This is a genomic window from Chloracidobacterium sp. (assembly GCA_016711345.1).
GTDB lineage: Bacteria > Acidobacteriota > Blastocatellia > Pyrinomonadales > Pyrinomonadaceae > OLB17.
The window spans coordinates 805063-824638 of record JADJTD010000001.1 but is presented as its reverse complement, the minus strand read 5'-3'; the positions used below and the strand labels follow the sequence as shown (position 1 = coordinate 824638).

Annotated in this window: 11 protein-coding genes; 9 read left to right on the top strand and 2 right to left on the bottom strand. The window is 46.7% G+C overall.

Annotation, left to right across the window (positions count from 1 at the left end; translation table 11 throughout):
- Both IPL32_03445 and IPL32_03440 read right to left on the bottom strand, forming a co-directional pair.
- Positions 1-1308 carry a hypothetical protein gene (locus IPL32_03445; GenBank protein MBK8464862.1) on the bottom strand — a complete coding sequence of 436 codons (1308 nt, stop codon included), beginning with the start codon at positions 1306-1308 and terminating at the stop codon, positions 1-3.
- 5 nt (positions 1309-1313) lie between these two features.
- Positions 1314-2516, bottom strand: a complete 1203-nt coding sequence (locus IPL32_03440; GenBank protein ID MBK8464861.1) for a hypothetical protein — start codon at positions 2514-2516, stop codon at positions 1314-1316.
- Between the two features lie 322 nt (positions 2517-2838).
- Here IPL32_03440 and IPL32_03435 point away from each other — a divergent pair, with 322 nt between their 5' ends.
- From IPL32_03435 to IPL32_03395, 9 genes are all read left to right on the top strand, one after another.
- Entirely contained in the window at positions 2839-3006 is a 168-nt protein-coding gene (locus IPL32_03435; GenBank protein ID MBK8464860.1) for a hypothetical protein, read from the top strand.
- 71 nt (positions 3007-3077) lie between these two features.
- Positions 3078-3359 (top strand): hypothetical protein, encoded by a 282-nt coding sequence (locus IPL32_03430; GenBank protein ID MBK8464859.1) that lies wholly within the window; start codon positions 3078-3080, stop codon positions 3357-3359.
- Positions 3360-3451: 92 nt separating this feature from the next.
- Entirely contained in the window at positions 3452-4027 is a 576-nt protein-coding gene (locus IPL32_03425; protein MBK8464858.1) for a hypothetical protein, read from the top strand.
- Positions 4028-4469: 442 nt separating this feature from the next.
- Positions 4470-5366, top strand: coding sequence for a hypothetical protein (locus IPL32_03420; GenBank protein ID MBK8464857.1), 897 nt, complete (start codon positions 4470-4472; stop codon positions 5364-5366).
- Between the two features lie 10 nt (positions 5367-5376).
- The gene (locus IPL32_03415) at positions 5377-6756 is read left to right on the top strand and encodes a hypothetical protein (protein ID MBK8464856.1); all 1380 of its coding nucleotides are present in this window, start codon (positions 5377-5379) and stop codon (positions 6754-6756) included.
- Between the two features lie 49 nt (positions 6757-6805).
- Positions 6806-8506 (top strand): hypothetical protein, encoded by a 1701-nt coding sequence (locus IPL32_03410; GenBank protein ID MBK8464855.1) that lies wholly within the window; start codon positions 6806-6808, stop codon positions 8504-8506.
- 728 nt (positions 8507-9234) lie between these two features.
- Positions 9235-10581 carry a hypothetical protein gene (locus tag IPL32_03405; protein MBK8464854.1) on the top strand — a complete coding sequence of 449 codons (1347 nt, stop codon included), beginning with the start codon at positions 9235-9237 and terminating at the stop codon, positions 10579-10581.
- 38 nt (positions 10582-10619) lie between these two features.
- On the top strand, positions 10620-12470 hold the full coding sequence (locus tag IPL32_03400) for a metallophosphoesterase (protein MBK8464853.1): 1851 nt from the start codon (positions 10620-10622) through the stop codon (positions 12468-12470).
- A 425-nt stretch (positions 12471-12895) separates the two neighbouring features.
- Positions 12896-19576: an FG-GAP repeat protein gene (locus tag IPL32_03395; protein ID MBK8464852.1), complete on the top strand. Its 6681-nt coding sequence runs from the start codon at positions 12896-12898 to the stop codon at positions 19574-19576.

Sequence of the window (19576 nt, the reverse complement as noted above, 5' to 3'; positions counted from 1 at the left end):
CTATCGAAGTTTTCGCTGCCATTCCATTACCTGCCTGAGGACGGTTCGCGCTTTCCGCGAATTCGGATTTTTCTTTAACTCCGCGTTCAGTTCCCCCGCCGCCTCGTCTAACAATCCGACATAAATAAAGTAGCTCGCCTTATCCAGATGCGACTGGTTCTCACTCTTCACACGGTCTACTTCTGCCCGGTCGACGATCTTGAAAGCTACGTCTCTTGCGGTATACTTACCGTCTTTATCGATGGTTGAAAGCCCCCAATAGTAAATTCCGGGCGATAAATTGAACGGTGGTTTCCACACATTATCTATCAAATTTTTAGCGCTGGCAACCTCTTTTTTCTCCGAGTTTAGGAGGGAGATCTCAAAGGTGGTATCGGTTCGGGCTTCCCATCGAAAGACCGGTTGGCTTTCAGTAATTGATTTGCGAACGGGGCTTAAAGGCCTCGCTCCGCCCCGAACTCTGTCACGACGCACCAGCGAGGACGATCCGACTAAGAATCTTTTGAGATCAGTGGACTCGGTAACCATCGCAGAATTGCGGACGTTAATGATGAAAGCATGCATCGCACGTGGAATTCCGTTCAGGTCAATCGGTGGAGTTGAAGTATCGACCCTTTTGTCGATTGACGGTCCGTTTTTTGTAGGATCAGGACTTTTCGCCGTTTCGGGAAGATCTATCAAGGGAGGAGTCGGCATTGTTATGTGAGGTTTCACCTGAGTTTCAGAGCCAGGTGGAACAGAATCTATTCGTTCGTCGCCGCTAGCTATAAGGTTCAAGTCTGGCTCATTCCGCGGTTGGTCAGCCGCTCGTTGTGGTTCCGATGACCCGCGAAACATAAAAAAACCGAGTGCGCCTATAAGTGATATCAGCACAACAAAAGCGGCCACCTGCATTGGGTGTGAAAAGACGGCCGACAGACTGTCCAAAAACTCGGTCATGAAGCCCTTATTCTCCCGGGTCGCCGTGCCAAACTGTTGCTGTGTCTTTAAGGGCTCCGAAACCAAAAGAGGTGGACAGGCAGCAATTCGCTGCTCACAGTATCGGCAGTCCTTAAGATGTTGCGACTCGCCTGATGTTAAAGTATCGGGAATATGAGCAATTTCTTCGCATCTCTCAAACGACAAACAAGACTCTTTTCGCAGATTCATCGCGGAAATCGCCGAGGAATCTTCATGGAGGTCACGAGAGCGTGCAAGTGCTTGAGGCGTGTTAGTAACCACCTCCCACAAATGTTGATTAAGTTCTTCCCACACCTCCGGATCATAATCAAGTGCTTCGTCAGTTTTTGGTTGTCGTTCGTTTATCATTACCTCTATCCTCTCGTCATGAAAATTTCTCGGATTCGATTGCCAAACCTATGGTTGGCATAGAATTCAATCTTTGCGCAGACCTTTCGGGTCGGGATCAAATGCCTGAAGTGAGCGTACGCTTCGATCAAGATGTCTTGTTGAACGCCTCTTCTATGCGTAAGGTTTGTTCTATGCTCCCATAGAGATCGAGAGATTTTCCTTGAAACTGCCACCGCCTCCTCGTCCGTTCGAAAGGTGTTCCAGATATTGTCCATCATTAGTTCGAAGGCGAGGTCGTCGACGTTAGCGATCTCGGTCATTCGCAAGAAGAGACTCGCTAACGAATTGAGATTTTCACATTTCTCGATCAACGCCAGGTGGGACCCTATAAGAAACCTTTGTTTAATCAGAGAAACAGAAGCTGCCCCAATCGTCCTGCCGGTCAAAGTGTATATGGCCGCAACAACCTGATCTGTCGAAGGAGAGGGAGGTTTGTAGCCTTTTGTAACATTGAGCCTCTCAAACCATAGGGTCATATAGATAAGTTCATCTCCTACTAATGTCGTTGATAGTATTTGCATGACTTCGTCCTCGCTGCCCAAACCGGTTTCAAGTTCTTGCGGGGCGACGACCAAATCGAAATAGTTATTCTCGGATTCGTCTACCTCAACTATCCGGCCACGTCGCTTTAAGCGATTAAAAATATCACGCTTGAGACACGTATAAGACCAACTTCTAAAACTATTCCCCGCCGAGAATTTAAACCCGGTTTTTTCCCCGCATATCTCGATCCTGATCGCGTCAGCGTTATCGATTCGGGCCGATGGCATGTTTTTCAATAAATCTATTACCGCTTCAGCTTCCTTCACCTTGACTATCGGCATCCGCTCCAATAAGCGGACTATGGTTTTAGGTTGCTTGCTGCTACCCGAAACAATAGTCTCGAGTAGCCTGATCACCGTTTCAGCATCTTCGACCCCGACCGAGGCCATCTGCTTTAAGACGTTGATTACGATTTCAGCTTCCCGACGTCCTTCCTTAACATTGACGAAGAATTTCATCTCAAAGTCTGGGACGACCTCTCCGCGCTCGACCTCCGGTAGGTTCGCGAACCACCGATCAACCCATCGAACCATCGGATTCGTTTGCACATCCGACTGCTCTTCCCAAGCTTTGTCGTTGCCGAGGTAGAAATCACGAATTCGTTTATTCTCCACGTTTTCCATACATCTGAATCTTCCGACCGTTATTTGTCGAACGCCGAACTTCTGGCCTCCTGTAAATAAAACAATTGGCAGGTTCAGTTTTTTACCAACTATGAAAAAAAATCTTTCGTTGACTAAGACCCATTATCTAAGGGCGTGTCGAAATTTTGGGAATTGATACCGTTAACCTTAAATTATTTTCACAGTTTACTAAAAATATCCGCAAACCGATTGTTAGACAAGTGGAGCGAGGAAGGTCGAATTGCTCTGAAGGCTGAAAGTCGCTGCACTGTTTGCAGATGGTCAACAGGCTTCAATCATTAAATTACAGGAGAAATAAACAATGAGTTGGTTTAATCGAGGACAAAATGACAAGGCTCAGGGTTCGGGGCAGGCGGATCCGAATAAATTTAAGAATGACACTGCTCGCAAGGATTACCAAGCGGGTTATGACAAGCAGAAACAGGAGCAACAGCAGCAGCAAAAGCAGCAGCAGAACAACAAGAAGTGATTATCTGCGGAAATGAGAGCGTCGAGGAGCCTCGGCGAATCAACGCTCTCCCCCAACAAGAGGAAATAGTCATGGGAAGAAGAAATGAAATCGAACATGGACCGTTTGCAAAGATTTTTGCGGTCATCGGGCTGTTTGCGGGCGGAATATTCGGGTTGGAGTCCGACGGCGGCGCTGGGATGTTGTTTGGTGCAGTTATTTTGGCGGCAATCGGCGGCTGGATCGGACGGCTTGCCGATGCCGTGGTTGCATGGCTCATATTTATCGTCGTATCCATGATATTCATTCTGGTCAACACCGCCATCAGAAGCTTCGTGTGGCAATTGATCGCTTCGATTGCGAGCGGCTCGTGAAGCGGGGTTTCCTCCAAACCTCACATGTAGGCCCTTTTGCCAACAGAAAATGATGCCGAAACTAAAGGTCAATATTAAATAGAGAGAAAAAAATGATCAAAAAAACCAGTATTTTCGCGTGTGTATGTCTCGTTCTAACCTCATTCGGTTGCGGATGGATTCGGCAATCTAAAATTCAGTCGGAACTCGACGACCTGCGGCCAAAAAAAGCAGTGTTGCAGATGAGACTGGACGGAGCTTATAAAAGGTATGAATCTCTGCTGAACCAGTCGAACAAACTGACCTCGGACCTAAAAGCAAATCACAACGCCGCGATGGCCTTGTTGCGGGATAATCCAGGAACCGTTGCGTGCATCGCCTCAGGCACGGTCGCGTTGAGCGAAGGCAATGTATTCTCCGACGACGCAAAAGAACTGGGCGCAGCCGTCGGACTGTTTTGTCTCGGCGTCTACATATTCAGCGAGGACTTTCAAAAATCGGCCGATCATCTGGTGAGCGAGATCAACAAAGCGTCTTCACGTGAGAAAACTATCCAATCACAAATTAACGGACTCAAACCGCAACTCGCGGCCGAAACACGAAATTGGCAGGTGGAAAAACAAGGATTTGACGAACTGTCCAACCAGATTAGCAAACTGGAAGACGAACTGACGGAGCTTCAACGATAGCTACACATCTGACTGCTTTGACTGAACCGTTGCTCTCGAACAGGCGAGTGAGGTGATTGATCATGAGAACGAAACCGAGAATCCCTATTGTAGGCACCACGATCGCCGCCTTACTATCGTCCGGCCTGCTGTGGTTTATTGGAATCGTGGACCACAGAATTTGGCGCTCTACTAGCGGCGAGCGCCCAATCGGCGATCTTTCTGCTCGTTCGAGTCGCGCTGGCACGATTTAGGTGTAACCGAAACCGCCTTTGAGACCTATAACGAGGGAACTACCAATGTCTCGATCGAGATGGCAGAAACCTCGTCGGCAGCAGGTCGAGAGGGATAATAAATTCTACTTAAGCAGCTGCAAAAAAATGCGATTCTGTATTAAAATCGTGAATCAAATCATACTCATCCAAGAAGAAGATGATTAAAAGACGGTAGTTAGGAGTTCTCTATGAAAAATCTGCGTAACAAAAGGTTTGGCATGTCATTTCTTTTGCTTCAGGTTATGTTTTGGGGAGTCACAGGCTCAGCGGCTCAAACCAGTAATAGGTCTGCAATCCTAACTGCCGGGATGCAGAATCCGGAACTATATTCCTTTATCCATGACGGCCGCTTCAACCGCGTCGAGAACAATCTCAGACTCAAGATGGCGTTTGAGAATTATGTAACAGCCTTTTCTGCTTCTTGTGGTGAGGAGCTTTCTAAGGACAGAGTCGAGATTACAAAATACGTTGCGAACTACCGTACGCAAACCACCTTTTTGCCGTGGGGTAAGGGCTTGCCTATGCCGATTACCACTCAAGTGCTTGAAAGTGAGGGATACGTGGGCACCGGTATCTATGCGGAACCCGAATTCGCGAGAGTGTATTCAGGATTGACCGCCGGTTACCTATTGGAGGGCTTGAAGAAGGCTAAGGTTCGGACGGTTAACGGGTTGTTTGAAGCCGTCGTAACCGGGGTTGGAGATATGATCGTGATCGCCCTCGAAACCAATAGTGACATGAATGTCTTGCTCTCTACGAACGGCTGCCGAGGCGAGGCGACAAAAACATTTTCTGCAAACCTGCTTCGTTTCTTCCAAGGCCGTCAGTCGTTGCAAGCATCAAACGGCGAGAAGAGTTATTTCGAAAAAGAATGTATCGGCAAACTTTCAAAACTTTTCCCGAACAGCAAGCCTTCCGTTGCCTGTCCCTGCATTTATCGCGAAATGAGCGTGGCCTTACCGGCCAAATATCTTTTTGCTTTAGAGGACAACTTTGACCTGCACGATTTTAGATATTTTCTGGTGAACGCCGTCTACCGCTCAGGGCTCCATGGTAAGGTTTCGTCATGCGTCAGGGCAAAATAATCGAGGTTTGATGATGATCATGATAAACACTTTTTCAGCACTAGGTTTGCGATTATTTTCGGTGGTTTTTATTCTCGGATCTCTTGCCGGTATACTGTGTGCCCAAAGGACTAATGAGGCCGGATGGGCTGACGGCGTCTGGTCGGGCAATGCGAACTTTCGGGGCTTTCAGATGGGGTCCTGGGCGATAAGAATAACAATAAAAGGAAACGCCTACACCGTGGAATATCTAAACGAAGGCTGTAGGGGCGAGGGGCGTTTGGAGAAGGTCGAGAGCACGATGCTTCGGTTCAAGGAGACGCTCACCCAAGCCGGCGGTAGTTGTCAGGATAAGGGCACGGTCTGGATATCAAAAGGCGGAGACAGCACGATTGGTTATTCGTACGTCGACGCGAAGTCTAAGCGACAGTTCGCATTTGCGACCCTCGTTCGGGACCGGATGGCCGAAGCCGTTATGAATCCGGGTAAGCCGATCTCCGCGGAGGTGACGATTCGATTGCTCGGCGTAAAGGTAGTGGACATAATTTATGCGAAAACAACGCAAAAACGATGCGGCGGCTGGAATTGCCAAGCCGAACTTGAAAGACTTCCGAAAGTGACGGCGGTGCAGGAAGGCAGTCCTGCTTATTATGCCGGGGTTGTGCCTGGAGACGTTATTGAAAGCGCCTACGATGTGCGGGACAACTACCTATATACAACATCCATTAGCTCAAATACGCTGGCATCGGGCATATCCAATTATTTTTCACGCCAAGGGAAAAAAATATGGTTCTCCGTGCTTTACGACATTGAAGGATCTAAGTTCGCCGGCGACACGATTTTCAACGTTGCTCTGATGGAAAGCAACAGCGATCGTTGGATCTCGGACTCGCCGACGCACACTGCGCAGACTCGAGCGGGCCTTCCCGGAGTCCAAGAGGCAAACACCAGCGCGAAACAAAAATACGAGGGGTTGAAGAAGGAGTCATATGCAAAAATCATCAGTAACCCCTGCAAAATAAGCGAATCTCAAATAGGGGGGATTGTTCGCCAGTTGAAGGCTTTGGAAAGCGCAGCGGCAGACTCGGCAGACAAATTTAATATGCAATTGGGCGAATGGGAAAATCTGGAAAAGCAGTTGAACGAGACTGCCCAAGCCGTTTGCGAAAATAGCAAAGACGGGGGGCTAACCAAGCTGGAATTTGTTCTTATGGGAATTGCTCTAGGCAAGATTCAACCGTGTTCGTACACTCCGAATACCGATTACAGTTCCATCTACACAGATGTCGACTATGTCCGATTCTTTTCGAGAAGAGCCTATGATAGAAACATTGCAAATCGCCTTGGGCTATCCGGTATGCCAGAGAAACAACAAGATTGTTTTTTCAAATTGATCGTGAATAGTATGTAAATGAGCCAGCGCACATTAATTACAAATTGGATAGGGGGAAACAGGTACAATGGAAAAGATCACTTTATTAGTAAGAACCTTTCTTTTCTCACTCGCGTTTGTTGCGAGTTGTTCAACACTACTTTTTGCTCAGGACGAGCCCGAATTTACGGCGAATCCTCAGTTTTTTAGCGCCCAAACGGATCGGGAGCGGTGCAATGCCATAAATTTGTGGCTGGATTCTGCTCGTCTGACAATTCCCAGGGGCAAAATGAGCCCATTCGACAACGTTAACCCCTACGCCATGAGAAAGGCGTCCATACCCGCCTTTCACGGCATTTTTGGTCGAGACTATACAGAGTTGTCAAAAGACGAAGTTAAGAAAATAGTGAGTACGATTAAAAAGTGCGTCACGGACGATTGGCTGAAGCGAGGGTTTGCGGATCAGCTAATCGACAATGCCCAGGCATGGACCGAGGACACGATGCAACATTTGCAGTACGGAAGTCCGGGGTATCAAGAAGCTGTTTTGGAACGTCGAGAGAAGACTGGTAGAGCCGCTTTCCCGAAACCTTGTACCGGCAGTCAGGCCGAAAATAAACGGGACGATAAGAATATCTACAACACAAGTGAGCTGCTGTACGAGAACGAATTATATAAAATATACGGCGCTCCCGGCTACAGTCTAGGCGACTGTTGGTACAGTGAGAGCGGAGTTATAGGCGTGAGCGTGCTTTTCAAAGGGGGCGAGAACGTAAGGATTGAAAACAATGAGGCATACCGCAAACTCATCGACGAAATTATTGTTCCGATGCTTAAAAAGCGAGTATATAAAATCCAAAGCTTGGACGTGGAGAATCACATCGATGGGTACTATGTCGCATTTTCTAAATCGCCCGTTCGCATCGAAGAGGTCGGCGCGATTACTAGTCCGAATAGACGGAGCATCCCCTTGAGCACGTATATGTTTAGAAATTGGGATAGGCAGGCGAAAAGGGTTGATTTTAAACAATTGGGAGCGAGCATCGCAGATTACCGCGAAACGGTTATTCGCGAAAAGGCCGAAACTGTTGCAATAGCGGCGGAAAAGAAAAGGCAGGAAGAAGTAGAACGACAACAACTGGCCATAGCTCAAAAAGCTCAAACGCTCGTCCAACGCAGAGAAGCAGCCGATTTGCTAAAGATCCTGAACCTATCGTCAGCTAAAAATCCGCCTGCGTCATATGATTTTGGCCCAATTAGCCAATACAAGAACGTAAACTTCTGGAGGAGAATTTATGAGGGCGATTTTCAAAACTTTAGCGGTCTGGGAGCCAGAGTACAAATTGGAGCGGCCTATTTTTCATATCACCGGGCCTATGAAGACAATTGCCAGACGAACAAAGAAATTGAGTGGCTTAACATACCCTTAACGATTCCGGCGAGGGAAATTAGGGATTTTTTCGCAAATATCATAGGTAGATCAGAAGAAGTGACGGAGTACTATCTCGTAAGAGCACCATTCGTAGATAGATTTAGCGACGGTTTTCATTATAGAACAGACCCCAATCGAATGGTTGCCGATGTAACGTACAGAGAACTCCAAGATGAACTCACAAAATTCATCAAAGCGGAAAAATGTTCCTCCCCTGCACTCCGGCAGTTCGAAGTCAATTTGGCACTCGCGGACTTAGGGTTTTTGCCATTAAGGGAACTGTATCAACCCGAACAAACAAAGGAGTCAGCGCCAAAGCCGAAGCCGCCTGGAAGACCAGTTCGTAAAAAATCTTGACGACATTATAGCAATTGCCCCGCGTCTCAGGCGTCCTTTTTCAAGCCAAGGAGTTCAAGTATGAAACAGTCATTTGTAAGCACGGTCGTCTTAAGTCTTATCCAATGGGCGCAGTCCGACCAGGAGATAGATAACGGGATTACGGCCATCAAAGGATGCGGTGGATAAGCTGCAAGAAGTCTCTGCTTCGATTACTAAGGAGGCATATCTCGATCGTGTTATGAATGATAACCGAATACATGCAATAATCTCGTCACCCTACTCGAAAGGCTGGTCGTTGAGCATCTTTTTTTCACTTCATAACGTCAGAACGCGGCAGTTTGTTTTTAGGCTTATCAAGGACTTGGTTTCGACATTAAAAGGTTTCATGGCAGTCTTTTTCGGGATATGCTTCACTATCAAGTTTTTCAAAGAAAATAACCAACGACTATTTAATGATCATCGGAGTCGCAGAGGATCTCGATCACCCGATTTTAACTTGACACATACTAGAAAAAGAGTTACATTCTCCGCAAATCCAAGGGTGAAAGGAGCAGTACTTCAAGGGGTTTTGGATTACCACAGGTCTAAATCAACGGGAGGACTTTTCTCATATGGCGGGAGCAGAGACGTGCTTCATGTTGCGTTTTCGATCTTGCTTCAATTCACCATGGACGCTGTCTGACTGTCTAGGACTTCGCATATGAATAAAAAGTACTCTTCGAAATAAGTCTCGATAGGAGGAAGAGATGAAGAGATTGAGTTACTGTTTTTCAACCTTTCTATTATTTTCAATTGTTCTCGGCAAGATCGCCGCCTCACCCATCACGTTCAATGGAAAAAAGTGTTATCTGGGGGTTATGCACGCACACACAGTTTTATCCCCAGATTTCCAACCTCAACCGGCTGATCAGAACATTTTTGAACAGCTGCTTCTTTCTGACAGCAACGAGCGTTTTGCGATAGCTAATGGACCTTATGCGGCGTATAAACGTGCCGCCGATCTCGGGAAATTGGATTTCCTCGCCGTTACCGATCATGTGCACGGTCCAGAGGGTAATCAGCAGTTTTGCAGTCACGAAATGCCGGATGGCGGGTACAAACTAATCCGTGATGCCGCTGCCAAAATAAATAACGATAATGCGTATCAAAATAGATTTCTGGCCATTCCGGGTATGGAATGGAGTGTAATAAGCTCCGGAAATCATGTAAATTTGTTCTTTGCGAACAATCCTGTGCCACAGAATATCCCGAACGGGAACTTCAGATCGCTTTTCACGAATTACCTAAATCACGCGGGCCTTGAGAAAAATAACCCGTTGCTGCTTGTACAATTGAATCATCCCAACCAGGTTTCAGCCGCGACCGCGTATGGACGTGAATCGTTCACGGGCAACAACGCCAATAATAATTTTGTAAATTTCTTCATGGATACGTATGTAGCGATCGAGCATATAAACGGCTCCTCCCACGGGGGCAATGGTAACAGCGCCGAACTAAACGCCCACCAAGACGGTGACAGTTTAGAAAGCCACTATCGCAAATATCTAAATATGGGCTTCCGGCTGGCACCCGTGGGCGATCACGACAATCATCGTGCTAACTGGGGCCGACACACCGCAGCAAGGACAGGCGTTTGGGCGAATGGCCTAACTCCGTCAGCGTTCGTGGACGCCTACAAAGCCCGAAGAGTTTTTGCGTCTGAAGACAACGAGATGGCGGTAGCGTTCCTTACGGGTAACCAGTGGATGGGTTCAATTATCAGTGTTCCGGCGGCCGGTGAGTTAAAAACCTTCAAGGTGTTTATCGATCAAGGAGCTGATAGTGATTCCGGGCAAAGCCAGAACGAAGGGCCTTATTTAGTCGAGCTTGTTGTTGATAACGCGCCGGGCGGACCGGCTGCCCGAGTCAGGAACATAATATTCGACGGCCAATCGGTCGGTTCTATTTTTGTACCGGCCGGTGAAACCGTGGAGTTTTCATACCGGGTACAACCGGGTACCTATTGCTATATTCATGTGACGGAAATGGGCGGCAAGGACTCCAACCGCAAACAAGCCGACGCATGGACTGCTCCTTTTTTCTTTACGTCCTAAGAACTTAGGCATCGCAAGGAATGGTTTCGATATAGCACATGAGTAGAAACAGCCTAATACAAGAAAAAATGGTCAAATGGCTGGAACCGCGCCAGTTGATAAGAACTGGTAGGGAGGTTGTGGTTTCTGCATTATTTGGCAAGCACGCTGATAAAAGGCTGTTTCTGCCCGGCGTTACTTCGCTTTCCGCAAACTACTATGTTCATACCCGTCAAGGTTTCATCCCCGTTTCCCTTTTTGGCCCTCAGAGCGATGTTGCAAAAGAGCGTGAAGAAGTTGATGAGCTTTGGGTAAACTACATTTCTGATGTGGGCGACGGCTTTGATTCCACTTATACAATGGCGCAATGCGTTACGAGGCCGCAGATAAATTTCAATACAGCTCTCGAAGAAGATCTAAATGGTGAATATCAAACTAAATTCGAAGATGTCCTAATCTTCGGCGGAGATGAGGTCTATCCAAGAGCTACGGCTGCAGATTACGATAATCGCCTTAAAAAACCTTATGAACTTGCATTCAAGGCAAGCGGCATAGAGAACGATCATTCAACCGTGTTTGCCATTCCCGGTAACCATGACTGGTATGATTCGCTGGTTATTTTCTCTGAAACATTTTGTGAAAGACGTAGATTTGCAGAACAGCACACCTTACAGGACAGAAGCTATTTTGCCTTAGAACTAATTAAAGGCTGGTGGATATTTGCTACCGATACACAGCTTGGGAACACGATAGATAAACCCCAGAAAGACTATTTCAATGAGGTAATGAAACACCTCGGTGAGGGGGACAAGATAATCCTTTGTACGTCCACTCCATACTGGACCGGGTTCGGGTTGGATGAAGTTAAGCTTAATCAAATACGTCGTTTAGAACACAATGGCGATAAACCTTCTAAACAAGAAGCTCAGAAATTGAGTGAAGAAGTGCTGGACGATGCACCGCAGGAGTTTAGCGAACTCGAGTTTTTCTTAGGTCACAATCTGAAAAATAAGGTCAAAGTTATGCTCTCAGGAGACCTTCATCATTATTGCCATTATGAATTCGAGACCGACGATCTGAACAAAAGTGCACTCTCTATCAAACATAAGATAACTGCCGGTGGCGGTGGGGCTTTTATGCATCCTACGCAGATCGGTAATCCTGAACTGATTGGCACGTTAAACGGGAATAAATTCAAAAAGAAAATCTCTTTTCCAGATGAAAAAAGGTCACAAGATATGTTCATTGAAAACTTCAAGAATATCGTAACCAACTGGTCGTTTGGCATGGTCACTGCTGCGTTTTACCTGTTGCTGGCTTATGTCTGCCGGTTTGATATTAGTGGCGGTGGTTTTCTGGAAATATTTTTCAAAATATTGAACGGTCTGGCGGATACTCCGGTTGCATTGATTTTGGTCCTGATAGTGGTCATCGGGTTAATATTTTTTGCTGAGGCTAAGACGCGCTTGGGAAAAATACTGTTTGGGTTTGTTCACGCGCTGACACACTTAGCGTCTTTCTTTTTTATATTTTGGTATGTTCAAAGCTCGATTGGGCATACCGAATTTTCATATCGTATCTGCAAAATTCTATCTTTAGCTATTCCCATTGCCGCCTTTGGGTGGATTTTTGGCTCAATAATAATGGCGGCTTACCTTTTCACAGCCATTTATGTAGTCAAAACTCATGGAAACATGGCGTATTCGGCCGTGGCGATTGAGGATTACAAGAATTTTCTGCGGCTAAAAATAGACAAAGATGGCAAGCTCACGATTTACCCGATCGGCTTGGAGAAAGTGTGCAAAAAATGGAAATGGATGAAAGACGGAAGAAAACAACTGTATATGCCGGACCAGGAGATAAGGATGAAATTGATCGAAAAGCCTATTGAGATAGTTAAGGATTTTTAAGAGAGAGAGGGCTTGATCCCTTTGGGATCCAAGAAAGGGTTATACGGACTTTGCAAAGTTTGTTCATTCAAGGGATGAGGTGCATCGTTGCAAGCGGTTTTGGAGGATTGATGCCATCAGTTGGACGGATTTCTAATCGAAATTGCCGGAAGCTGGATAAGTTGCACCGCGTCGTTCTAAGCCAGCAATTAAGAAACGATAAAACCACATGGAGTGTCAGAAAACTACAGTTTTCTGACATTGTGCAGTCGAATTAATTTTTTGTTAATTTTCGAGAAAATACTAGAAGGGCTCTTGACTATGAAACTAGAGTAGGCGTATCTTGGTTTTAATTCGTTTTTCGATCAATTTATCTCTTAAATATTTATAAATGTCGGGAAATCCCGGTCGGCTTTATACATTCCATTTGATCGAGGAGACGAATAATGAAGAAACTACCGCTTGTTTCCAAATCTGACCGTAGACGAAGTGTGTCTGCCATCCCCAAGGTCTTTGCCATAGATAAAATAGGCGTTTCACGCATTGGAAGCGTATTTTTGATCTTGACACTTCTTGGACAGGTGCTTTTCACCGGACCAATCCCAATCGCAAAAGCGAGTGGTCGAATACCAGCCTCTGAGTCGTCTCCAGCTCCCCCTAAACTGTTTCTCGCTCCAAATTCGTCCGTCGGCATAACAGAATCTTTTGCGTTAGCTGCGAACCTTTTTTCGCCGCTATCGAATCTTTTTGCCGAGCCGGAATTTCCGAGAGGTGTTGCCATTATAAGACAGCAATCACTTGTCGAAAAACTTGTTGACGGAACAACGGCCCTCTTTGCCTTGGTCATCCCCAAGATTAAGACGAAGGAAATGAATTCAGAATATACACAGCCCACCATGTATAACGCAACGGGCAGCGTCACATTTGAATTCGACGGGTTGGGGGGGGCCGATGTTAGCGGATGGCATCCTGCAACACATGAGTTCAGAATAAGAAAAAATGATGGCTCTATTGTGAGTAATACAAATCTCGGAAGTTATTCGTCAAAGCCGGTACCGGGTGATTATAACGGTGACGGCAAAACGGACGTCGCGATTTTTAACCCTGGCACTCCAGCGAATCCGGGAACTTGGTTTTATATACCGAGCCCGTTAACGGCGAGTGCAACGCCGCAGCCCTTGGGTATACATATGGGGATTTCCGGTGATATTCCGGCAGTAGGTGATTATGACGGGGATGGGACAAGCGATCAAGCTGTATACCGGCCGTCCAATGGGCGTTGGTATATAAATGAAAGCCAAGGTGGATACCGCGAACATCAGGAGACTACCACCGGTGGCATTCCTATTCCGGGGAACTATGACACCGATACAAAGACGGACAGAGCCGTATTCCGAACAATTGCAGGCTCCGGTTATTGGGATATTCATAGGAGCGTAGCTGGCGACTATTACATCCAGTATGGACAAGCTAACGATATACCCGTACAGGGAGATTTTAATGGTGACGGAAAGAGCGATTTGGCAGTTTATCGACCGTCTGAGGGAATTTGGTATTTCGCGACAATTTCAGGAAATGGTTATGGGTTAACTACATCTGTTGGTTGGGGCAACTACGGCGATCAGCCCGTACCCGCGGATTATGATAACGATGGAACAACCGATTGTGCTGTATGGCGGCCTACGACAGGCGTTTGGTATATCCATAAGAGCGACACAACCGATTACCCTAATCCGCCATATCTTTATAGAACGCTTGGGTCAGCGGGCGATATCGCGCTTCCTTCGGCATATACAAAACAAGTAGGCGGTGTTATTGACCCTGGAGTTAATGGGGCAAAAGCAAGACTCGCTCGGAGAAATGCCACAGGTGGAACAAATCTCTATTCGCAGAATTTTTCTTGGGGAACATCGCTTGTCAGTCTGCCGGGCAGGGCGGGACTAAATGCAGGTTTAGGTATTAGTTACAACTCACTTGTTTGGTTAAAAGATGATACGAAAATGTTCTTCGATCCTGACCGGAGTAACATTTCACCGGGGTTTCGATTTGGATTTCCGGAAATTGAACCTGTTTATTACGACAAGCCAAATGATAAATGGTTTTATCTAATGGTTACGCCCGATGGTGCGCGGGTACAGTTTAGACAAATCGGCGCAAGCAATAATTACGAAACGACGGATTCGAGTTACATGCACCTTGAAACAAAAGGGTCAAACGGTCCCAATGAACCGGTCCAAAACGTAGAGATAATGATCAGAGGAATTGATGGCAGCCAAATGTCGTATTCATGGAAGGTTAATGCATTTAAATGCACAAGGATTCTCGACCGGAACGGCAATTTCATTTCGATCAATTACACTGAGCAAGGCTTATTGCAAAATGTTACGGACACCTTGGGACGCGTAATAACAATTAATTATGATCCCGAGCTATACCCACTTTCGATTAAGCAATCGTGGAGCACTGGCCAACATACATGGGCAAGTTTTACCTACGGAAATAAGCCAATAAACACCGATTTCGGAGGAGATATAAATACCGTGATTGGACCTCCTGACGGAACAGTAATGAAGGTATTGGAAAAGATCACCTATGCTGATAACAGTTGGACACGCTTTGAGTATAACGATTACTTACAAGTGCAAAAAGTAAGTACGGTTTCTGCTGCTGCTGCTGAGTCACCATCACGTGTCTTAAATTACGTTTCGACAGATCTCGCAAATCTCACGGCCGGCCAGCTAGATTGCCCACGGTTTACGCATACCTATAAATGGGCAGAGAACGCTAATCTAGACGCAAGTGGCATAGCACAGGAGATTGACATTGAAAACACCGTCCCGGAATTTTCAAGGTTTAGGGTAAATGACATTGACCAGGATACGGCAGTTGTCAGAGTAGCGATGTCCACAACGTCGCCTCATCCTAACGGTCTTTATACGCTCCTGCATTTTGGCCGCAACAATCAGGGTTGGAAGGAGGGTTTGCCAATTGCGCAGGAGGATTGTATCGGTTCAGATACAGATTGCAGCAGCGAGCGAAAACGGTGGACGTGGACTAAGTGGGAACAAGACCAAGTAGGTGGTACGCCGTATGATTATGTCCTCAATCCACGAGTAATAGAAACACAGGTCGGGGATGACGCAAGTAACGTAAAGCGGACAACCTTGACTTATCTTCAAGATCCGACTGTCATTCCCAATATTGGTGGAGGCGATACGGTCGCTTATTTTGGGCTCGTTAGTGAGATCGAGGTTTTCGCCACCGACAACACGATCAAAAAGAAACAGGCCACAGAGTACAATCTAAATCCACTTTACTTAAACAAACGCCTGATCGGTCTTCCCTTAAAGGTGGAAAATTGGGGCTGGAATGAAGATCCTAACGTTAATTCGCTCCAGTACGTTTCTAAAGTTACCTATGCTTATGATCAAGGTGATTTTAGCGACGCAACGCTAATGCAGAATATTTCGCCTGTGCAGCATGATAGCGGATATGGTGCTAGTTTCACACGTCGTGGCAATTTGACCAGTACATCACGCTGGGATACAACAAACTTATCTACGGCTTCCGATCCAGACCTCGCCGTGACATCATCGATAAAATACAATACAGCGGGATCTCCCGTTGCGCAGACTGATGCTGTCGGGCGTGTTACCCGTCTCGGTTATACGGATAATTTCAGCACGACGGGTAATCCGACAACATATGCTTATCCAACTGTAGTAACCGTTCCAGGGGGCGTGAGTTTGGGCGATTCAGCCTATTCCTCAGTTCTGAGGTATCGCTATGATATTGGCGGGAATGTTGAAACCATAAGTGTACCTCGTTCGGGAACTGCTCCTGACATGAAAACGGTACACACGTATTGGGATACTACGGGTAAGCTTAAACGCAATGCGATTTGGATTAATGTTTCCGGGGCATGGACCGAACATAACTACACTCGTTACGAATATCCAACAAACGGCCAATTAAAGGTGTATTCGACTATCATCGATGTAAACAATAGTAATGGCCCTGATACGGCAGACGAAGTCGTCACCGAAAGCTGGGCAAATGGAAATGGGCAAACATTTATCTCTAGAACCCCTCATACATTTAACTCCAATGGAACTACAGCAACGTGGTCTTACTCTTATACTAATTATGACATTCTGGGTCGTCCCATAGCACAATTGATTCCGACGGAGGTCGATTCCGGTTGGAACCGCGCTGGAGATGATGCCGCTCCTCGTCCGTGGTTATGGAAACACACGGAATACGATTGGAAAGGGAGAGTGACTCGAACAATAAATACTGACGGAACAGACACCCTAGCAGACTACCAAGGGTGTGGCTGTGCCGGCGGCGAGATCGTCACATTATATGGAGAGCAACTTGAGGAAGGCCGCCGTACTCAAAGAAAATATTCGGACCTTTTTGGGCGAAATGTCAAAACGGAAATGCTGGATTGGACCGGACAGGTTTACAAGGCCGCGACAAATACCTACAACGGACGCGATCAGGTAATATCCTCAAAAGTATTTGCTGGAACGGAATACGCAACGGAGTTTCGCGAAACCACCCAGACTTATGATGGGCACGGGCGTATGGCCAGCAAACATGAACCCGAGCAGAATGCACATACTGCTACGGTCTATACATATTTTCCTGACGATGTACCGCAAACGATAACCGATGCTCGCGGGGCGGCAAAGCACTTTACTTATAATAATCTCGGACTCATAGACCAGATAAACTGGACAGTCCCGAATCAAAGCGGCATTGAAGTTCCCACAACAGTAAATTTTCAGTATGACAACACCGGAAACCGAACCCAGATGACAGATGGGTTTGGCACGGTCGAATATGTCTACAATGCACTTTCGCAGATTACAAGCGAAACGCGTCGGTTTAATGAAACGGTTCCGCTTTCCCCAGAGAACAACGACACTTTTGGAATTCAATACACATACTCTCAGGGCGGCCAGCTTTCGACGCTGACGGAGCCATTTGGCGAGGTCGTGTCGTACGGATACGACAAAATAGGCCGATTAAAGTCAGTATCTGGAAATAGAGCATCCGAAAACGTACAACTGGATTATGTCACGGACACAAAATACCGTGCATGGGGTGCTGTTAAGCGTTTTGAATATGGAAGCATTCACAATAAGAGGATCGAATACAATGACCGTTTACAGGCGTCCGAATATCAGGATGTCTGGGCAAAATTGCAGTATACATATCATGCGGACGGGCGGCTGAGTTTTTCAGATATAGACTCCAATGCGTATGGAACAATGAATTACAATATGCTGAATTTTGACAGGAAATATAAATACGATTTTCTGGGTAGATTGACGGAGGCAAGGACGGGAGCTGAGGCTCGATCGGGCCAAAACCAAAACGATCCTTTAAACCGTCCGTATCGATTCATGAATCAATATAACAAATTTGGCGAAACAACAAACCAGAGCCGACTGCACTGGACGGCAGCATTTGGTCAAGGATCTAGTTACGAAAACGGACGGATGACAAGTGAGACCGAAACGATAAACGTTCCGGACTGGGCGGGAACGAATGTAAATATCAGCGAGACCATCCAGCGAACGTTCGATGCCGACGGGCGCGTTCTCAGGGAAAGCAATATGCCCTCAGACCGAAGATACGATGCGGATGGGCGTATAGTTTTCTACCCTTCAAAGACATATAAGGCTCCCGACGTAGGCCATGAAGACACGACAAGGCATGTGCGGTATGACGGCGACGGTAGGTGGATCAAATCAAAGCCATGTTCAATGTCGGAGCCGACCTGTGCCGAGGACTCAATAAAAACATTTAATATAAGGTCGTCTGTACTTGGCGAGATATTGGCCCAAATAGAGGTCGATGAAGAGCAGCATCAAAACCGCACGACAAAAATATATGCGGGAGGAGAGCATATAGCGGATCACAGAGTTAAAAGGGTCGAATCTTCTATGCTTGATACGACACATCGTCTTGATGCTGATCCGAGCGGTGCGGTGCTGGGGCAAACTCTTATGCATTGGACAGGAATGGAAGAGACCTCGGGCGAAATCCACAAAGAAATGATCTCTCTCGATCCGTTGGGCGCTGGTGTCGGATCGAAGAATGTATATCTTCCGATCCCGACATACGACCCGGAGGATGCTGAGTGCTGGGAGGAAGATGAAGAAAATAACCCTGTCTGGATCTGTGACGCTCCTTATGACGACCCCGTTGATGAAGATGCTCAAACCAGCTCTCCTTTGGCCAATGAGTGCTACGTTAATGATTTTCCGGCGAGTTGCAGTGAAGCTGCTAATATGGCTGACAAATTGGGCGATGATGAGGCGGATCAGCAACAAGAAGAAGATCGCGGCACGACTGATCCTACGAATACCAACGCAAATGAGGACTCGACTGACGACGGCAACGGCGATGCTGGCGAACAGAATTTCCAAGCTAATGAGACCGCAGACAACAATGGTGCTCACGAGATGCGAGGTGGACTGTCTGTGGAAGTGTCAGCCGGCCCAAGCATTGAATCCATTAGAAATATCGATGCTTGGGAACTGCGGGATTTAACGATGCCGCAACCTGCACCGACAACACCCCCTGCTACGCCACAGCCTCAATCCGTGCCGACTCCTGGTCTGAATGAGCAACAGAAGAGAGATTGCGAAAACGCAAAAAAAGAGGTTGTTAATACTGCAAAAAAATATAAGGGTAGCACGGACTGGAGTTACGAGGGGACAAACGGTAATTTTGGAGCGAAAACCAATAAATGCAACCAGTTTGTAAATGATGTTCTTACTGAAGTTGGCGTTGAACCTCCGCAAAATAGAGGAAATGGATCTTATATTGGGCTTGGAGGACCACCGCAAGCGAGAGATTGGGCTGATTCGACGAATTCAAGAATGGGTAAGTGGCAAGTAGTGTCGGGGCCGGCACAGCCAGGAGATGTCGTTTCCCAAGCCATTAACTATTCAGATGCAACAGGACATATCGGAATTGTTGGGGAAAATAATACAACAATCAGCGCAACTCATGACAAAGTAATTCAGAATAACTGGGGATTCCGCGGACCGAATGGAACCCTTACGCCGAAAGCTGTTCTTAGAAGACTTGACTGTAACTTTTTTTAG